This window comes from Streptomyces sp. NPDC005393 (assembly GCF_040606675.1).
GTDB lineage: Bacteria > Actinomycetota > Actinomycetes > Streptomycetales > Streptomycetaceae > Streptomyces.
The window spans coordinates 59543-77269 of record NZ_JBEXFG010000005.1; the positions used below are offsets into that span (position 1 = coordinate 59543).

Below are 17727 nucleotides of genomic sequence, written 5' to 3' on the forward strand. Positions count from 1 at the left end.
CGCTACCTCTGATCGCTCGCGGGTCGGGGGTCGTGCCCAGCGTACGGACCGGATTCCCGGGTCGGGCACCGACAGGCTGTCTGGCATTCGGCGCGCCCGTGGACACTCTGCCGGGCCGCCGTCGCCACCGGCTACCGGGGCGGCCACCGCTACCGAGAGGCGGATGCCGTCACTGACCCGGCGAGCGGGCTGATCACGGCCGGCCCGACCGCGCCGGTCGCCTTCGCCCGGGAGATCCTGGCCCGGCTGGACGTGTGCGAACCCGAGGTGCTGGACGCCTGGTTCCGGCTCTTCTCGTCATCGGACGCAGCCGCGTACGGCGGCGGCCGGCCGATGACGGACCGCGCCGTCCAGGGGGCCGGGGGACCGCCCGAGGGCCCCGACGACCCCAACCCCGCGCTGCTCAGCGGGACGGCGCTGGCCGTCTTCCGGCTCAACGGCCAGTTCCTGGCCGTTTCGAGCGAAACCGCTGCCGGTCGCCGGGATCGCCCGCGCGATGGGCATCACCCGGCAGAGCGTGCAGCGCGTCGCCGATGTTCTCGTCGAAGCGGGACTCGCCGAATACCGCCCCAACCCCGCCCACCGCCGCGCCAAACTCCTCGCTCCGACCGAGGACGGCCTCGCCGCCGTACGCGGCATCGTGCCGGGCCACCGGAAGTTTCCTCGGCCCTTGACGCCCTGGAGACCTGACGCAGGCGGGGTGCCGTGGGCCGATGTGAAACCGCCCTAACCCCGGCGCGGTCCGGACTGGTCGGCCGACGGGGGCCGACGATGGGCCTGGAGGTGCGTCGGCGGCTGGTGGCGCCGTCCCATCTCCCGGACCGCCGAGGAGCGCTCGGCGCGCAGCGAGTGCACTTCGGCGGGGTTGACCACGGAACGGAGTCTCGCGGTCGCCCCCAGGGGCATACGGGGCGAGCGGGCCACATCGCCCTGCAACTGCGAACGCAGGGCCCCGACACGTGCGAGGTGACTGCTCAGCTCACCTGGGGTCATGTCGTGCACCGGCGCCTGGGCTGCGGCGCGCACCGCGTGCGGGTTCACCGGAATCGGGGCGGCGCCGGTCCGACCGCGGGCGGGATCGACACCGACGGACCGGAGAGCCGCCGCTTCGGCATGCCGTTGCGCCGCTACGGAACGCGTTGGCGCGTATGGGCTCTGGACGGCCGCCCTCGCGGCGGCTGAACGGCGTTCCATCGGTGTCATCCGAACGCGCCAACTCACCGTCCCGGTAGATTCATTGACATACACCTCGGCCCGGGTCCGCGGTGAACGCCGACGCGCGGCGCGAGCCCGATCCCGATCGCGCCGTGCGACCTCACTGCCACGGACGATGTTCCGATTCTGTTGCAGTCGTTGGTTCTCACGACCGAACGTGTCGGCTTGGCGTCCTCCGCGTTCCATTCCAAAACCTCCGTGGAGCACTGACCTCCGTGGGGCGGCCAGACGGTCATGAGCAGACCCCAAGGGTCACCCGGCCCCATGCACGGTCGCCCCTGGGGTCTCCGGGCCCGGACCCTGATGCGACGGACCCGCCCCCTGCTCACTCGCACGCTGGGCGAGGCGCACCATTCTCCGCTTCGCTGCGTCGAGCCTGCCGATGTCCGCGGCGGCCTGCCCGCCTTCCCGGGCCAGCGCCGACCACACGGCCACCAGTGCCCGCCCGCACTCAAGCCCCTCCCGCGGATCACCGATAGCGGGCCAGACCGCAGCCGCCCGCATCAGGGTCGCGTAGGCACTGGGATCACCCAGGCGCTGCCGGGAGCGCGCTACTTCCAGGGCCATTGTCATGGACCGGCTCGCATCCCCCGCGACATAAGCGATGTGCGCGCACAATTCCTGAAGTTCCAGCACGTGGGGATGGTCGGAGCCGAATTCCTGCGCGGCCGACGTGAGGCTGTGCTGTCCCGTCATCGCGGCGAACTCGATGTGCCCCCGCTGAAGCGCCTGATTGATGCGGGTGACGGCATCGGCGATAGCGGGTGGAACATCTCCCGGCGCGGGCTCACCGACGGACCCGGGATGCTCGCACCGCTGCTCCTGTGGCCCCTCGCCTCCCTCCGGACGAGACGGCTCCAGACCCTCGCTCACAAAAGCGACCCTCGTATGCGGCAGCGGAGGAGGAAGGTCCACCGAGTCCTGCTGACCCTGGTCGTTCCCCATCCCCGGCTTGCCCTTCGACAGCCAATCCCCCTGCGCCGCCGGGCCCGTGGAGTGCACCTCGGGACGAGGCAGAGGCTCACGCGGCGGATCCCCGGCCATCGGGCGCGAGGGTGCCGACGCGGCAGAGAACGCTTCGCGCTGAGGCATGCGCTCAGGCTCCCCGGCGAACTGGCTGGAGCCATCCGTCCGAACCTCAATGGGCGTGACGAAGCCGCTGCGGGCGTCGTGGACGGTGGCCCTGACGGGGTGACCGGTCGCCATGGCGAGCCGGTGCAGATAGTTCAGCACGGAGTCATGGAGCGCCTCGTTTTGACTCGGCGCCACCGGCAGGCCGCCGATCGTGCAGTCTCCGCTTTCGGTGATCTGCACTTCAAAGGGCGTCAAGGCAGGCTGATGCTCCTCGGCAGGGGAATTCCGCTTGCGGCGAAGTGGCTTGGGCATCAGAGACTCACTAGGGTCGCTCCGGACGAGATCAGACGCTTGGGGGGTACCTCACAGCGTAATGCGCAGTGAAGCGTAGCGATTGACCGTAGGAACCGCGGTAGAGGTGAGGCTGTTGGGAAGACGCGCTCTGAGGTCATCGGCGTTCCGCCCAGTGAGGCCAGACTGTCGAGACACCGATATGCCGCAATCGCCCATTTTGCCCCTCCTCCTCCCGAAGGCGTCGCCACTGAACGTTTCCCACAGCGCGGGTACTTCCCGCTCAGTTTCGAACACATGGGATGACGACTGACGGGAACGCTAGGCTTGCCGAGCCCACTTCACGCGAGACCTTCGGCATGCGCTACTGCCAAGAGAGGATCACTCGAACATGCACGCAATGGGCCGCAAGTTGACCTTGGGATGTGCAGCTCTCCTGTGCGCCGCCTCCACGACGGCGTGCGGCGGAGACAGTGGCGGCAACGACTCTGCCGGGAAAGCCTCTCCGGTCAAGTCCTCTTCCGCTGCCAAGCCCCGGCCGCCCAAGCCCCATGGACCGATCTTGCGGGTGGACAGCTCAGCCTCGAACTACACGGCACAGACAGTCTCGGCCAAACTCAGCTACGAGAGTCCGGATGGAAACGCAGCCAGCTCGGATTCAATTTATCTTGAGGTTGTGATGGTGGTGAAGTCCGCATTGGACCACCGACCTACCACCGCACCCGGCTCAATTCAGTTTGAAGTGAAGAAGCCGGAATGGGGCGACGACACCCCGACCTTGGAGCCGGCGACAGACTACTACACGGCCGACCAAGTGAACGCCAAGGGGGAAGGGCAGGGCGCGGGTGTACGGGCGACTCTCGGCACGCTAGCGGCCGATACACCGTACTACGTCACGTTTGTGGCCGACACCAATGCGGACAGGGACTTCAACGGGAGCAAGCTATGCGGCTACCCGGATCCGTCCCCCAAGTGCATTCCGCTGGAAAAGCCGCAGCCGGCCGCATCCTGATACCGAGCAACGAGGGGGTACATCTTGGATGCACCCCCTCGGAGTGAACGTGATGTGCGATGTCAGTCAGGGCTTTCCGACGGCGGTGCGCTCGGCACCGCGGCCTCCGAAATCGCGTTCACTTCACTGATGCGCCATGGCTCGCCTTCTCCGCTTCGGACAAGCTTGACGAATGCCTGCAGCCTCGGCCCCTTGCTCTTCCAGCCGTCGCGGCCGTGTGCAATGCCGACGATGGTCAGTTGACGGTGAGCCTCTTTCGGCTTGTCCGGCGGTGAGTCACCGTCCACTTCGAGTGTCGCCTTGGCCTTCGTCCATGCATTGTGTTTGGCCCATGTGTTCCACTGCTCACCGCTGCCGGCGGCAGGGTGGTACTCACGCTCTTGCGCGGCTTTGTTCTTTGTGTAGTACGGAGCAGCCCGCAGCACGGCGTCGTGCGGGCTCGAGTCGTACTTGGTGTCGTAGCCGTAAGCCACCACCGCCCATGCCTGGGCCACCTCGCTGGGGTTGTTCCAGTCAACCTTCGGCCGGTCCGGTACACGGGCATCGGGGCCGAGCGGCTTCGCCGAGGGAACCGGAGCCTTCTCCACGAACGACGGCGACGGCGAAGACGTCTTGGGCGCCGAGTCACTATCCAGACCGGGCAGACCACAGCCCGCAAGGGTGACGATCGCTGCGGCGACGCCGATGACTGAGGCGATCGCCTGCTTGGTGCTGACAGATGCGCTCACAACTGCCCCTTACTACTTGAGTCCGAGCCACGGGGCCGGGTTGACGTACTTGCCGTTTACCTGGACTTCGAAGTGGCAGTGAGCACCCGTTGAATAGCCGGTGGACCCTACCGCTCCGACCTGGGTGCCGGTCCTCACTTCCTGGCCCACATGGACGCTGATCGCCGACATGTGGTTGTAGGTCGTCGAGACCTGCTTTCCATCCATGGTGCCGTGCGAGATCACGACGCGATTGCCGTAACCCGTCGACCATCCCGCGAAGGTGACCTTGCCGTTGAGTGCCGCGAGCATAGGGGCGTTCATTTTCGCGCCGAAGTCGATGCCTGTGTGAAGTTTGTACACCTTCGTCACCGGGTGTACCCGCATGCCGTAAGGCGAGGTGACCGGCGGGTTTCCTGAAACCGGCATTGCCATCTTCTGGCCCGCCGGGACCTTGCCGTCGCTACCCGCAGCCTGCTCGTACTTGGCGATGAGGGACTTGATCCGCGCGACATAGGCCGTGGTCTCGTCGTACGGGGGAACGCCGCCGTACTTCTGCACCGCTCCCGGCCCGGCGTTGTAGGCCGCGAGGGCCAGATCAACAATGTTGCCCCCATCGACATAGCGCCTGACCTGCCTGCTCAGGGCACAGTCGTAGCGACCCTGCGCCATGATGGCATCGCCCGGGTCATACGGGGATATACGGCCGTTGTTGTCGTCGTCGCGACCCCAGGTCTTCCACGTGCCGGGCATGAATTGGGACAGGCCCTCGGCACCGACCGGGGACTTGGCATTTGGGTTCCAGCCGGATTCGGCCTCGATCTGAGCGGCGATCACGGCCGGGCCGATCTCTTTACACTGTTTGCCGGACTTGAGCACCCATGGGGCGTACTGGGCCGGTACCTGCTTGGTGTTGAGAGCACCGCCGCCACCGGGCGCTTCAGGCTCCGGCTTGCCTTCCGCCGCGATGCCCACGAAAAGGAAAACTGGCACAAACGCCGCGGCCGCGGCAGCACCGACTATCCACGCTGCTGCGCTCTTTGACATCCATCCCCCGAGTTGGTCACGTGTCTGCAGCAGATACGTCACGCCGCTTGGGTACCCTCTGCAGCTCTGACAACATGAGGGTATGGCACATCCTATAAAGTGCCGCGACAGGAGCATGGCCCCAAGCAGCAAGTGGGGGCTGCTCGCAAAGCGTTGGGGGACAAGCATCCGTGCGGGGGGAGTACGACGGTGCCAGGCTATGGCCCGGAGATCTGGGTGCGCGGGCCCGTCATCATCGGCAGCGCGTCCGATGCAGAGAGACACTCAGCTGAGGCAGCGGAGCCTGCCTTCCAAGAGCAATACGCGTGGATGAGCGTCCACGGTGGCGCTGGAGCATCCACTCTGGCGAGGCTGCTGGGCGGCGTGGACGTCGGTCACCGGTGGCCCGACCTCACTCAAGGTGAGCCGCATACGGTTCTGTTGGTGGCACGTACCCACTCGGCAGGCCTGCAAGCCGTGTCACAGACGCTCGATATCCTCCGCCGAGGAGACCAGCCCCCGGGCGTGCAGGTCGCGGCCGTAGTCCTGGTGGCCGACGCACCAGGTCGGCTACCGAGGCAACTGAACCAGCGTATCAAGATCATTGGGTCCGCCGTAGCCGTTCATCGAGTGCCATGGGTTTCCGCTTGGCGCACAGGCGAGCTGAAGGGCCCGATACCGCGCGAGGTCACCGCTCTCGCGCGTCTCGTTGCGCCCCCCACGCAGTAAGCACGGAGAGTTATTGATGGAAACGTTCCTGCTGTTGGCTGGACCTCCCGCCAAGGTCACACAACCACTCGACCAAATCCTGGGATACATGGCCTGGCTGGCCTCTGCCGCGGGCGTGATGGGTCTCCTGATCGTCGGCATGCGGATGGCGGTTTCCTTGCGTCAGGGAGAGGGGCAAGAACACTTGGTCCAGTTTGCAACGGTGATGGGCGCTTGCGTCATCGCCGCGACGGCCGGACCCGTCGTCAATTTTCTACTCTTCTAATCGGCCACTCAATGCTTCGGCACTACGCACGTAACAAGCCCCAAATAGGTCACAACGTGCGCCGCAAGTTTGGCGACTGCATGTGAACCAGCAAGGAGATGAAGATGATGAAGGCCCACCTCTACAGGTACCTGGCGGATGGCGATGTTCCCCAGCCCAAGTCCAATGCCCCTAGTGAGCTGACGGGAAAGGTGGACACCGTCCTCGGCATCGTCGCGTGGGCGGGAACCGCGGCCGGTGTCGCCGGCGTGCTGATCACGGGCGCCATGATGGCGATGTCGATGCGGCGCGGTGAAGGTTCCGAGCACATGGGTCGGTTGGGAATGGTGCTGGGCGGCTGCGTCCTGGTATCCACGGCGGGGCCGCTCGTCAACTTCATCTTCTGACCGCTGCGAATAGGGGGACGACGCGATGGCTCTCCGGCGCGACAAGGACGACAGTGGAGAGTGGGAGAAGCCGTTCTTCCACCAGCGGGGCTGGCTCATCTCCGCCGGCTTTCTCCTCGCGATGCTGGGCCTCGCCGGTGTGGCGGCACTGTCCGACGTAGGGGACTCCGGCAAGAGTTCGGACACTCAGCACTCCGCATCGCCCAGCGCCATACCGTCGAAGTCGAGCGAGTCGCGTTCCGGGAGCAAGCGTCCCGCAGGCTGCCGAACCGACGACAGTGATCAGGACAAGCCGACGAAGCCGCCGGCGGACATGCGCTGGAAGAACATCGGCAGCGAGACTGTCCCTACATCTCCTACTGCCGGGCCACTCAAGTACAACGAGCCCATATGGTCTTGCTTCGCGCACACCTCCATGGGCGCCGTCATGGCCGTCCACTCCATCATCCAGCACATCCCCTACGCCGGGTGGCGTGAGCTCGCGGAGGAGCAGATGGCAGCGGGGGAAGGCAGGGACGCCTTCCTGCGGAAGCGGGCAAAGGAAGAGGACAGGCCCCTGTCGGCTCCATCGCAGGGGAGCCAATACGCGGGTTTCTCCGTCCTGGCCTATTCGAAGAAGCAGGCCTCCATCGTGATCCTCATGAAATTCTCCGAGGTCTACTTCACCCTACCCGTAGATGCAAAATGGCAGGATGGAGACTGGCAGCTGGTGTTGCGAAAGGATGGCTCCTACAGCCCGGACCCGACCATGGTGAACGGCACCAATGGCTTCGTGATGTGGGGGAACTGAAATGGGTTGCGGAGTCACTGACCCCGGGGCCTGCCTCAGGGCCATCCCTAATGCGGTCAAGGACGCAGTGTCATCGGCCGCGGATACGGTGATTGGAAATGTTGTGGAAGCATTTGCCGAAGCCCTGGGGAGCGCCGCCAACTCGTTCATGAAGTGGCTGAATGGACTCTGGCTCGGCATCGATGCTGACGGCAGCGGCGGATCTATCAATAAGATCCAAGACGAGGTGAACTGGCTGGTTGGCTACGTGGCGGTAGCCTCACTGCTCTTCGCAGCCGTACGCATGGCTCTGGACCGAAAGGGACAGACTATGCAGCAGGCATTCCAAGGGATGTGGCGCGTCATTCTGGTGAGCGCCATGGCCACAGGGGTGATGATGGCGCTCGCCAGGGCATCGGATGCCTATGCCGAGTACATATACAACAAGCCGTCACAGAGTAAAGCGGGAAATCGAGTCGTTGGTGATGCACTGATGGCCCTGGTGCCAACCAGCCCTGGGCTAGTCATCATTTTCGGGCTACTGGCCATCCTTGCGGCCTTTGTCCAAGCCATTCTCATGATCCTTCGGATCGGTGTCCTGGTCATGCTGGTGGGCACGCTGCCGCTGGCCGCTGCTTCGTCCATGACGGGTTGGGGGAGCGGATGGTGGAAAAAGCACATTGGATGGCTTGTGGCGTGGCTTCTCTTCAAGCCGGCCGCCGCGCTGGTCTTCTTCTCCGGACAGATCATGATGCAGGAAGGCGGCGACGGCAAAGACGGGAAGAACATCACTCAGGTCGTCGCCGGTCTTGGGACGCTGATTCTGGCGACCTTCGCCCTCCCCGCGCTGCTGAAGCTGGTGGCTCCCGCCACCGCAGCGCTCGGTGACACTTCCGGTGGCGGTGTCGCGATGGGCGCGGCGAACACCATCGCCAGTGGCGCTGTCAGCATCGCCGGTGGTTCCGCAGGAGGCGGCGGCGGGTCCATCAGCGGTGGTGGCGGGTCCAAGGAAGGCCCCAAGGGTTCGCCCTCCAGCGGTGCCGGCGCGCCCGCGGGCGGTGGAGCCACCCCCGGTGGTGCTGCCGGTGGCGGCGGCGCGGGTGGCGGTGCGGGTGGCGGCGCCGCCGCGGGCGGTGGAGCCGCGGCCGGCGCCGCGACGGGAGGTGCCGCGGCCGCGGCCCAAGCCGCGGCCGTCACGGCACAGGCCGCGACCGGTGCCGCCACCGAAGTAGTCAATTCCTTCGGGGACAACGACGGAAACAAGGGCCACAACGAGTAAGCGTCCGCCGCGTCGGCACCTGCGTCACTTCGGTACCGACGCGGCGATGCGTCCGCTCATCTCTCCCCCGAGGGCCAGGGCTTCACCGAAAGGAACACCATGGCATCCGAAGCCGCACGTCCGACATACGGAAACTGGCGGCGGCCCAGACGACCCGGCCTGGGACCGCTGGGGCTACTCGGCACCGTCGTCACCTTCGGCGGTCTGGTGGTGGTGCTGCTCGCTTCACTGATATCGCTGCTCATGGCGATCGCCGTGTTGATACCGCTCTTCTTCTTCGTTGCTCCCATTGCCGTCCGCACCGTGGACGGCCGAAACGTCTATCAGATGGTCGCTGTGCGTATCGGCTGGATGAACCGAAAGTCCAAGGGCTCGCACGTCTATGTGTCCGGCCCGCTGTCCAAGCGTCCCGGCGGTCGTTTCTCGCCGCCTGGCCTTCTCGCCCGGGTGAAGATGCACGAGGGAAGGGACGCCTACGACCGTCCCTTCGGCGTACTGCACCACCCGGGCCGCAACCTCTACACGGTGGTCCTCGTCTGCGAGCCCGACGGCGGTTCCCTCATCGACGCCGAGCAGGTCGACATCTGGGTGGCGTCTTGGGGCGACTGGCTTGCCCGACTCTCGCACGAGCCCGGTCTGCGCGGCGCCTCCGTCGTCGTGGAGACCGCGCCGGACACCGGCACCCGGCTGGCGGCGGAGGTGCTGCCCCGGCTCTCCCCCGACGCGCCGCCCGCCGCCCGCGCCGTGATGGAAGAGGTCGTGGAGAAGTACCCCTCCGCCTCCTCGGAGATGCACACGTACATCACCCTGACCTACGGCACCGTTGGCACGCGCCGTAAGCCGGACGAGGTGATCACCGATCTCGCCATGCGGCTTCCGGGCCTGTTGTCCGGTCTCGTCGTGGCGGGCGGAGGCTCAGCCCAGCCGCTTTCCGCCGAGCAGATCGCCGAAACCGTGCGTGTGGCCTACGACCCAGCCGTCGGACCCGATGTGCTGAGGGCCCGCGCCGAGCACACCTCGACGGGGCTGGAATGGGAGGACGCGGGCCCCGCCAGCGCCATCGAGGCTGTCGGAAGCTACCGGCACGACTCCGGCGTTTCCCGGAGCTGGCTGCTCACCCTGGCCCCGCGCGGCACGGTCCGCTCCAATGTGCTCCGCGGACTGCTCGAGCCCGCCCCCGGAACCCGTCGCAAGCGGGTCTGCCTGGTGTACCGCCCGATCGACCCCGCGACCTCCGCCCGGATCGTCGAAGCCGACCGTCGGAACGCGCACTTCACGGCCTCGTCAGGGCGCGGCCTCGTCCAGGCTCGCGCCTCCACGGAGATGCGGGCCGCCGAGCAGACCGCGGCAGAAGAGGCCTCAGGCGCCGGACTCGTGGAGTTCTCGCTGATGCTGACGATCACGGTCGACAGTGAGGCGCAGCTGGCCGACGCCGCGACCACGGTCAGGAATCTCCAGGCATCCTCGCGTGTGCAGATGCGCTCCGCCGACCGCATGCAGGCCTCCGCGTTCACCTGCACGCTGCCGGTCGGGATTCTTCCATGGGAGCACACCCTTATGCCGCGCGAGATCCGGGAGGCCCTGTGAGCAGCAAGAAGCCGCCCAAGCGCACCAAGCAGCTCCGGGAGCCGATGCCGACTTCCCGCGGCTGGCTGGGGCCAGGCGGTGGCCAGGTGGCGCATATGGACCCGCCGTCCATGTGGCGCGCGACCACCGTGCAGGCCTGCGGGCTGTGGCCGTTCGCCGCCGGGTCCGGGGCGCCAATGACGGGCGTACCGCTGGGTCAGCACCTGCACACCGGTGCGACGGTGTGCGGCGACCCGATCTCGTGGTTCACCCGCGCTCGCTACATCTCCAATCCTTCCCTGTTCATGCTGGGCATGCCGGGTCTGGGCAAGTCGACGCTCGTCAACCGCATGCTCATCGGGCTCTCGGCGACGGGCGTGGTGCCCCTGGTGCTGGGCGACCTGAAACCCGACTACGCCGACACGGTGCGGGCGTTGGGCGGGCAGGTGATCCGCATCGGCCGCGGGGTCGGTGGCATCAACGTGCTCGACCCCGGCGCGATGGGTCAGGCGGCCGTGCGGCTCGGCGGGGAGGCGGGCCGTACACTCATGGCCGAGGCCCATGGGCGGGTACTCAACATGGTGGCCGCCCTGATCACCATCGTGCGCGGACATCCGATGCACGACCACGAACTGTCAGTACTCTCCGCCTGCCTGCACCACCTCAACGAACGGCCCCGGGGCGGTCGCGCCCCGCTGCTGCCGGACCTGCTGCGCGTGCTCGACGAAGGTCCGGACCGGGTGCGTTCCGTCACGCTGGACCGCGGCGACATGACCCGCTACCGGGAGGCCGTGGACCCGCTGCACCGGTCACTGCTCGGGGTGCTGGACGGGCCGCTCGGGGACACCTTCGCATCCGAGACCTCGACCCGTATCAACCCCAACGCGCCGGCCGTGTGCATCGACATCTCGCGCATCGGCGAGGCCGACACTCAGCTGACGGCGGCGGCGATGCTCGCCGCGTGGTCGGACGGGCTGGGCACGGTGGCCGCCGCGCACGCGCTCTCGGACGCGGGCCTCGCCCCACAGCGGTGGTTCTTCACCGTTCTCGACGAGCTGTGGCGGCCGCTGCGCGCCGCCCCCGGCATCGTCGAGCGCATCGACGCGCTCACTCGGCTCAACCGCTCGCTGGGCATGGGCGATGCGAAGATCACCCACACCCTGAAGGATGCTGAGTCGCTGGGCAGCGAGGCGGACAAGGCCAAGGCACGCGGCTTCGTCGAGCGGGCCGGCATGGTGGTCTGCGCTGGTCTACCGCGGGCCGAGATGCAGGATCTCAGCAATGTCGTCGGGCTTTCGGAACGCGAGATCGACCTGGTCTCCTCCTGGTCTTCGCCTCCTGGCTGGGCCGGTACGGGCGGGAACGAGGAGCCGCCCGGACGAGGCCGTTTCCTGATCAAGGTCGGTGGCCGACCCGGCATCCCGATCCGGGTCGCGATCACGGACACCGAGCGCGATCTGCACAACACCAATACGCGCTGGGCCGATGCCGGAAAGCCCGCGGCGGGGATTACGGGGGCACCACGATGAGCACACCACGTGCGGGAGGACGGAGGGGCGGAGGCGGCGCTGACGAATTCCTGCCATGGATCATCGTCGGCGTCTTCGCCTTTTGCTTCGTCGCGTTCTTCGGAGCCTGGTTGGGCGGCACGGCGGGCGCGGCCGTCGCCGGAGAGGGCTGGAACCCTCCGGAGTTCTCTCTCCAGTCGATGGGTGACCTGGCACAGAAAGGACCGTCGGCCCTATGGCCCGACGCTCCCGTTGGCACGGTCGTCACCGGCATCGTGCTGTTCTTCGTGCTGGGTGCCGCGCTCATCACCTGGGTGATCGTGACCATCCGGAAGCGGGTTTCCAAGCCCAAGGGACTGGCGGGCCGCCGTGAGCTGGGTCCGCTGCTTCCAAAGGCCGCCGCGGCCAAGGCGCGCTCGCTGCGCCCTTCCCTCGCCAAGCTGCGTAAGCTCGAACCGGACGACACCGGCAACCTGCTGGGCAACCTGGAACCCAACGGGCCGGAACTGCGCTCCTCGTACGAGGATGTGGAGTTGCATCTGATGGCACCGCGCTCCGGCAAGTCCACCGGGATCGCCGCCCCTCGGGCCCTACGCGCGCGGGGGCCCGTACTGCTCACCTCCAACAAGGCGGACGTCTACACCGTTACCAAGGCCGAGCGGGAGCGGGTCGGCACGGTGTGGACCTTCGACCCGCAGGGTATCGCCCACACACCGCGCGCCATGTGGTGGGACATGCTCGCCGAAGCGTCCACCATCGAAGGCGCCATGCGGCTGGCCGGTCATTTCGTGGGCGCCGTCAACGACGACGCCTCGAAGAAGGACTTCTGGACCTCCGCCGCGCAGAACACTCTTACCGCGCTGTTCCACGCCGCCAACCGGGGGCAGCGCCAGGTCACCGACCTGCTGGGCTGGCTGGCCGACCCGGCCGACCGTACGCCCATCGATCTGCTCAACGACGCCGGGATGGAGGCGCTCGCCGCGCAGCTGCGAGGCACCATCCAGGGCGCCGTCGAAACGCGGGACGGCATCTTCGAAACCGCCCGGCAGTGCGTCGCCTGTCTGCTGGACCCGAAAATCGCGGCATGGGTGACATCGGATCCGAAGGTGGCTCAGTTCTCCCCCCAGCGGCATGCGCTCAGCCGGGACACCCTCTACCTGCTCTCCAAGGACGGGGGTGGGTCGGCCGCGGGCGTCATCGCGGCCATGACCGACTCGGTCATGCGGGCGGGTGCCGTCGCAGCGGAGCGGCAGGGCGGACGGCTGGATCCTCCGATGACGGCCGTGCTGGATGAGGCGGCGAACGTCTGCCGTATCTCGGACCTCCCCGACCTCTACTCCCACTTCGGCTCCCGCGGCATCAATGTCGTCACCCTGCTCCAGAGCTACCGGCAGGGCAGCCGGGTCTGGGGCGAGGCCGGGATGGACGCCCTGTGGAGCGCGGCCACGATCAAGCTGCTGGGCGCGGGGCTGGACGACGCTGACTTCGTGGAGAAGGTTTCCAAGCTGGTGGGCGAGCACGACGTGAGTACGGTCAGCATCTCGCGCAGCAGGGACGGCCGCTCTCGCTCCACCTCCTACCGGCAGGAGCGGGTCATGCCGGTCGATCGGATCAGGGCCCTCCCCAAGGGCACGGCCCTGCTGCTGGCCACAGGAATCCGGCCGGCCCTGATACGGCTGCGTCCCTGGTTCCTGGAGCCGGGAGCGGAGCGCATCCAGGCGGCGGCCAAGGCGGAAACGGACGCCATGACGGCGCGCGCAGCGCGGGGAGCGATGGGAATACGGTGACCGAACAGGCATTCGGCGGCATGGACGGCGGCGAGCCGCAGGCTCCTCCTTTCATCCTCTACTTGGAGGGTGAGGAGTACGCCGAGGAGATGCGGGGCCTGTCGATGTGGGTGAACGGGCTACTCATCCCAGTCTACGGCCGCGAAACCCGCTCCCAGGCCCCCTGGTGCCCGAGGTGGTGGGAGCACCTTGAGGCGGTGGCCCGTCTGCACGCCCTGTGGCTGACCTGGCAAGAGCTGACAGACCCGGCGGCCGGTGCGAGCGGCCCCGCCGTGTGGCATCGCGATCATCTGGGTCCGGCGATGGTGGAATTGCGTGACCCGGCGGGTCCCTTCAGCGGCTGCAAGGCCGGGTCCCACCGGGCCAAGGAAGCGCCGGTGGTGGACGAGTACGACGGGTAAATGCCGGGTAATACCCGTCCAGCGAAAGCGAATATGAGCATGGCATACGAATACTTCCTGGAGCCCTTTGAGGTACGCGAAGGAAATCGCACAGGAGAAACCTTCTGGAGACGACGGCCGGGCACAGAGGCATGGCAGTTCCTGTCGTTCTGGGACTGGGAGTGGCACGACCTGGCGGCGACCGCGCCTCAGCATGGTTCGCCGCATGCGGAGTCGCTTCGACCGGTGAGTCCTGAACATGCCGCCGAGTTGGAGAACGACCGATCGCGTTGGTCCCTGTACTGGGCTGTCTACCGAGGCGAACCGAAGCCAGGAGACCAGCCTGTGAACGTGGTGCGCCGGAAGGTGAGTCCGGACAAGAGTCAGGATCAGATCTTCGGCCGGGACAATCAGGGTCAGGACGACGGATATCTTCGACTTCTACTCCCCTGGCCGACCGACCCACCGCACCTTGAACCAGTGGATGCCCATGAGTCAGAACGGATCATCAAGGAACGGCGCAGCATCTCGGGAGCCACGTCTTGGTGAGCGGGGACCACGGATGGCGGGGCCGGGCCGAAGACAATGAAGACCAGCTGACCCTGAGTTCCGCCGAGGACGCGGTCGTGCGCGGAGCCTGGGAGCGAGCTTCCGCCATGCGCCACGGCTACGTCGTAGGCGACGCAAGGCCCGAGCGCGGGTAAGCCGACTGGCCAACAGACCCGACATCAAAGCCAGACGAATAGCCAGAACGGAGGCCGCAACCGGTAGCGCCCTGGTCTTCGCACAGTCGCCGAGCAGCAGGCTCACACAATGGGAGAGACGGATGTCTACTACACCCAGAAATACGGGCCCCTGGTGCCCGAGGTGGTGGGAGCACCTCACGGCGGTGGCCCGTCTGCACGCCCTGTGACCCTGGCAAGAGCTGACAGACCCGGCGGCCGGTGCAAGCGGGCCCGCCGTGTGGCACCGAGACCACTTGAGCCCCGCGATGATGGAATCGCGGGACCCGGCGGGGCCTTTCAGCGGCTGCAAGGCGGGAGCGCACCGGGCCAAGGAGCACCAGCGGTGGCACAATGGTGACGGGTTTCTGTTGGCTGTCACGAAAGGAGCGTGATGAGCGTCGAATATGAGTACTTCATGAACCGGTTTCATGTCCAGGCGGGGGACCGATTCGCAGAGAACTTGTGGCGTCTGCATGCTGGTACGGGGAATTGGCAGTTCCTGTCATTCTGGGACTGGGAGTGGCACGAACCGACGGAGTCCATGCGCGAGCATGGAGCACCGCACACAGAGTCCTTTCACCCTGTCAGCGCGGACCGCGCGGCAGAGTTGGAAAAGGACCGGTCACGCTGGTTCCTGTACTGGGCCGTGTACCGGGAGGAACCGAAGCCGGGCGACAAACCGGTGAACGTCGCACGCAAGCGGCCAAGCCCGGAGAGCGGTCGGGATGAAATCTTCGGGAGGGGAGACGAATGGGTGAAGACAACCAAAATCTTCGACTTCTACTCCCCGTGGCCGACCGATCCGCCGCACCTTGAACCGGTGGATGCCGCCGATGCTGAACGGATCCTGCAGGAACGGCGCGGAGTCACGGGGACTACGTCCTGGTGACCGCGGAATATGCGTGGCGAGGGCGGGCCGAGGACGGCGAAGACCATCTGACGCTCACTGCTGCCGAGGACGCGATTGTGCGAGGAGCCTGGGAACGGGCTGCTGCCAAGCGCGCGGACTTCGACGACATGATGCGTGACATCCAGGGGAAGACCGCAGAACACGGTGGCCAGCTACCCGGCGACCGGATGGAATCCGAGGGGGTGCATGAGATTGACTACTCCCTCACGCACAGTCGCCGAGCAGCGGGATCACACAAACGGGAGGGACAGATGTCTACTACACCCCAAAATATTACCTACACCGAAGACGGTGCCCCTCGATTTACGGGCATTGTCCATTGGCGGCATGCTGCCGGCCCCGCACACTGTCTGGTGCGTGCTGCCTACATCCCGGAGACCCATCAGGCAACCGTTCTGGTTTCCGAGATTGCCAGCAATCCCGACAATCGCGGCATTACCGCGGACTTCGGAAAGGTGGCTGATGCGATCCTGCCGCTGTTGCAGGAGGCATTCCGGAGTCAGCTTCAACGGGCGGTCTGGATCGCGCATTTCGGCGAGTTCAGTTATCACGATCCGGCAGGTCCCGACACCTTCACTCAGGTTCCGCTGGTGTGGCAGGGCGACACATTCGTGGACGATCGCAAGGGCGACGTCAGGATCAGCCGGGCTGATACGGAGCGGTTTCTGGGGGGTTGGCAGCTGCGGCCGGTTCCGGAGGTACTGTCCGAGCTCGGCCATGAGGGGTGACGCTCACCATGGCAAGCCAGGAGGTATCCGGACGTGCTCTGTTGCGGCAGGCCAGGGAGCTGTACGCGGGTTACCACGAACAGGTTGAGCCCACCGGCAAGCGTGTAGCCATCATTCGATTCGAGCCCGCGCCTGACGATCCCCCGGAGTGGGCCGCGAGGCTGGAGGCGTCGAAGGTCTCGGCGGAGCAGAAGGTCAAGAGCTTCGAACATCTCGGCTTCATCGCGGACCACGTCGTCATGCCGCATGATGCGACGCGTCAAGACTTCGCCGAAGCTCTGAACCGCTTCAACACTGATGCGAAGACCGCAGCAATCATCGTCCAGTTTCCGCCCCCGGCTCATATGCGGCCGGTAGTCGACGACATGGATCCCGCGAAGGACATCGACGGTCTCCTGAAAGAGTGTTCTCCATACCGGGCCTGCGCCACGGCCGAAGGCATTTATCGCGTAGTCGAACCCTATGCGCAGGACAACCCGTCTATCGCCGTCGTCGGGAGCCGAGGCTTCGTCGGTCAGGGCGTGGTGACGATGTTGAAGGAGAACGGCATCCAGCCCATCGAACTGGATGCGGGGGACGACCTGACGCGAGTCCGCGACGCCGACATCGTCGTCTCGGTCACGGGTAACCCCGGGATCATAGGCAGGGAGCACCTTCAAGAACACCACCGGCTAGTGGTCGATTCCGGCTTTGTTCCCCAACCTGATGGCTCCGTCATGGGAGATATTCGACGTGATGCGTATGACATACCGCAGAACATCACGCCGGTCCCCGGAGGAATCGGGCCGGTGGAAATGGCAACGCTGATGGAGCGAGTGACCCGTCAGGAGGTCGATCCGCACGTGACGCCGTGGCGGGCTCAGGCACAGCACTACCAGACGAGGGAGCAGCTGGGACAAGCGCAGACTGCCTCCGCCGTACCGGAACAAGCACGAGGACATGGGCCCCAGGGTCAATACCGAGGCGAGGGGCAGGGAGCAGCAGCCCAGCAGGGTGTCTCTCCGCAGAACCAGCCCATCAAGGCGGCGGCGAGCATGAAGTCCGCGAAGGGAAACGCCGCAGGGCAGGGGTCCGCGCAGCAGGCGAACACGGCGGGCCAGCGCTCGGCCGGCACAGCACAGCGCGTCACGCCGCCTCGCCCGCCTCAGCAGCCGGGCGGCGGCCCTTCCCGATAGCAGGCGCGGGCACGTACGCACGGAGAGCTGATCCGGAGGAGCGGCCCGTATGAAGGACACCGCGCAGATCGAGGAAGCCGTCGACCGGTTGGTAGGCGGTGCGGTGGAGCGGCGGGTGGACGAGGGGCCGTCGGCCGAAGGAGGCCCGGCTGGTGGAGGAGTACGACGGTGAGTCCGGGGTGCGAAATCACGGCC

At 66.5% G+C, this 17727-nt stretch carries 17 protein-coding genes and 3 pseudogenes; 17 read left to right on the forward strand and 3 right to left on the reverse strand.

Annotated elements, in window-relative coordinates:
* Positions 1-123: 123 nt before the first annotated feature.
* A pseudogene (locus ABZS71_RS07505) lies at positions 124-318 on the forward strand (glutamine amidotransferase); the annotation flags it as partial.
* Between the two features lie 15 nt (positions 319-333).
* Positions 334-652 (forward strand): annotated as a pseudogene (locus ABZS71_RS07510) (MarR family transcriptional regulator); the annotation flags it as partial.
* A gap of 815 nt (positions 653-1467) precedes the next feature.
* Here the strand turns inward: ABZS71_RS07510 and ABZS71_RS07515 are convergent.
* Positions 1468-2601, reverse strand: coding sequence for a hypothetical protein (locus ABZS71_RS07515; RefSeq protein ID WP_356208220.1), 1134 nt, complete (start codon positions 2599-2601; stop codon positions 1468-1470).
* Positions 2602-3148: 547 nt separating this feature from the next.
* Between ABZS71_RS07515 and ABZS71_RS07520 the strand changes: the two genes are divergently transcribed.
* Positions 3149-3592, forward strand: a complete 444-nt coding sequence (locus tag ABZS71_RS07520) for a hypothetical protein (protein WP_356208222.1) — start codon at positions 3149-3151, stop codon at positions 3590-3592.
* Positions 3593-3654: 62 nt separating this feature from the next.
* Here the strand turns inward: ABZS71_RS07520 and ABZS71_RS07525 are convergent, their stop codons facing one another.
* Together ABZS71_RS07525 and ABZS71_RS07530 are read right to left on the reverse strand one after the other, a co-directional pair.
* Entirely contained in the window at positions 3655-4320 is a 666-nt protein-coding gene (locus ABZS71_RS07525) for a hypothetical protein (protein WP_356208223.1), read from the reverse strand.
* A 12-nt stretch (positions 4321-4332) separates the two neighbouring features.
* The gene (locus ABZS71_RS07530; RefSeq protein ID WP_356208224.1) at positions 4333-5388 is read right to left on the reverse strand and encodes a peptidoglycan DD-metalloendopeptidase family protein; all 1056 of its coding nucleotides are present in this window, start codon (positions 5386-5388) and stop codon (positions 4333-4335) included.
* 682 nt (positions 5389-6070) lie between these two features.
* On the opposite strand from ABZS71_RS07530, the gene ABZS71_RS07535 reads away from it, so the two are divergent.
* From ABZS71_RS07535 to ABZS71_RS07600, 14 genes and pseudogenes are all read left to right on the forward strand, one after another.
* Complete coding sequence (locus ABZS71_RS07535; protein ID WP_356208226.1) at positions 6071-6319, forward strand: hypothetical protein; 249 nt, start codon at positions 6071-6073, stop codon at positions 6317-6319.
* 98 nt (positions 6320-6417) lie between these two features.
* Positions 6418-6705 carry a hypothetical protein gene (locus ABZS71_RS07540; RefSeq protein ID WP_355849934.1) on the forward strand — a complete coding sequence of 96 codons (288 nt, stop codon included), beginning with the start codon at positions 6418-6420 and terminating at the stop codon, positions 6703-6705.
* Positions 6706-6730: 25 nt separating this feature from the next.
* On the forward strand, positions 6731-7495 hold the full coding sequence (locus ABZS71_RS07545; protein ID WP_356208227.1) for a hypothetical protein: 765 nt from the start codon (positions 6731-6733) through the stop codon (positions 7493-7495).
* A 67-nt stretch (positions 7496-7562) separates the two neighbouring features.
* Positions 7563-8753, forward strand: a complete 1191-nt coding sequence (locus ABZS71_RS07550) for a hypothetical protein (protein WP_355849940.1) — start codon at positions 7563-7565, stop codon at positions 8751-8753.
* Positions 8754-8852: 99 nt separating this feature from the next.
* On the forward strand, positions 8853-10340 hold the full coding sequence (locus ABZS71_RS07555) for an SCO6880 family protein (protein WP_356208229.1): 1488 nt from the start codon (positions 8853-8855) through the stop codon (positions 10338-10340).
* A 110-nt stretch (positions 10341-10450) separates the two neighbouring features.
* Entirely contained in the window at positions 10451-11848 is a 1398-nt protein-coding gene (locus tag ABZS71_RS07560) for an ATP/GTP-binding protein (protein ID WP_355850104.1), read from the forward strand.
* Positions 11845-13614, forward strand: coding sequence for a TraM recognition domain-containing protein (locus ABZS71_RS07565; RefSeq protein WP_356208230.1), 1770 nt, complete (start codon positions 11845-11847; stop codon positions 13612-13614). Before ABZS71_RS07560 ends, ABZS71_RS07565 begins: the two co-directional genes overlap by 4 nt.
* A 20-nt stretch (positions 13615-13634) precedes the next feature.
* Positions 13635-14015 (forward strand): DUF4913 domain-containing protein, encoded by a 381-nt coding sequence (locus tag ABZS71_RS07570; protein WP_356208379.1) that lies wholly within the window; start codon positions 13635-13637, stop codon positions 14013-14015.
* A 39-nt stretch (positions 14016-14054) separates the two neighbouring features.
* On the forward strand, positions 14055-14543 hold the full coding sequence (locus ABZS71_RS07575) for a hypothetical protein (protein WP_356208231.1): 489 nt from the start codon (positions 14055-14057) through the stop codon (positions 14541-14543).
* A gap of 226 nt (positions 14544-14769) precedes the next feature.
* Positions 14770-15111: pseudogene (locus ABZS71_RS07580) on the forward strand (DUF4913 domain-containing protein).
* Positions 15111-15608, forward strand: coding sequence for a hypothetical protein (locus tag ABZS71_RS07585; protein ID WP_356208232.1), 498 nt, complete (start codon positions 15111-15113; stop codon positions 15606-15608). The pseudogene ABZS71_RS07580 and the gene ABZS71_RS07585 overlap by 1 nt, the downstream one beginning before the upstream one ends.
* Positions 15605-16357: a hypothetical protein gene (locus tag ABZS71_RS07590; RefSeq protein WP_356208233.1), complete on the forward strand. Its 753-nt coding sequence runs from the start codon at positions 15605-15607 to the stop codon at positions 16355-16357. The genes ABZS71_RS07585 and ABZS71_RS07590 overlap by 4 nt, the downstream gene beginning before the upstream one ends.
* Positions 16358-16365: 8 nt before the next feature.
* A complete protein-coding gene (locus ABZS71_RS07595; protein WP_356208235.1) occupies positions 16366-17532 on the forward strand; it encodes a tetrahydrofolate dehydrogenase/cyclohydrolase catalytic domain-containing protein in 1167 nt (388 codons plus the stop codon).
* Positions 17533-17581: 49 nt separating this feature from the next.
* A complete protein-coding gene (locus ABZS71_RS07600) occupies positions 17582-17704 on the forward strand; it encodes a hypothetical protein (RefSeq protein ID WP_356208236.1) in 123 nt (40 codons plus the stop codon).
* Positions 17705-17727 lie beyond the last annotated feature (23 nt).

Coding starts and splice junctions, on each gene's coding strand:
- ABZS71_RS07515 (WP_356208220.1), bottom strand. CDS start 2,601: ATGCCCAAGCCACTTCGCCGCAAGCGGAATTCCCCTGCCGAGGAGCAT.
- ABZS71_RS07535 (WP_356208226.1), top strand. CDS start 6,071: ATGGAAACGTTCCTGCTGTTGGCTGGACCTCCCGCCAAGGTCACACAA.
- ABZS71_RS07540 (WP_355849934.1), top strand. CDS start 6,418: ATGAAGATGATGAAGGCCCACCTCTACAGGTACCTGGCGGATGGCGAT.
- ABZS71_RS07545 (WP_356208227.1), top strand. CDS start 6,731: ATGGCTCTCCGGCGCGACAAGGACGACAGTGGAGAGTGGGAGAAGCCG.
- ABZS71_RS07555 (WP_356208229.1), top strand. CDS start 8,853: ATGGCATCCGAAGCCGCACGTCCGACATACGGAAACTGGCGGCGGCCC.
- ABZS71_RS07560 (WP_355850104.1), top strand. CDS start 10,451: ATGTGGCGCGCGACCACCGTGCAGGCCTGCGGGCTGTGGCCGTTCGCC.
- ABZS71_RS07565 (WP_356208230.1), top strand. CDS start 11,845: ATGAGCACACCACGTGCGGGAGGACGGAGGGGCGGAGGCGGCGCTGAC.
- ABZS71_RS07570 (WP_356208379.1), top strand. CDS start 13,635: ATGGACGGCGGCGAGCCGCAGGCTCCTCCTTTCATCCTCTACTTGGAG.
- ABZS71_RS07575 (WP_356208231.1), top strand. CDS start 14,055: ATGGCATACGAATACTTCCTGGAGCCCTTTGAGGTACGCGAAGGAAAT.
- ABZS71_RS07585 (WP_356208232.1), top strand. CDS start 15,111: ATGAGCGTCGAATATGAGTACTTCATGAACCGGTTTCATGTCCAGGCG.
- ABZS71_RS07595 (WP_356208235.1), top strand. CDS start 16,366: ATGGCAAGCCAGGAGGTATCCGGACGTGCTCTGTTGCGGCAGGCCAGG.
- ABZS71_RS07600 (WP_356208236.1), top strand. CDS start 17,582: ATGAAGGACACCGCGCAGATCGAGGAAGCCGTCGACCGGTTGGTAGGC.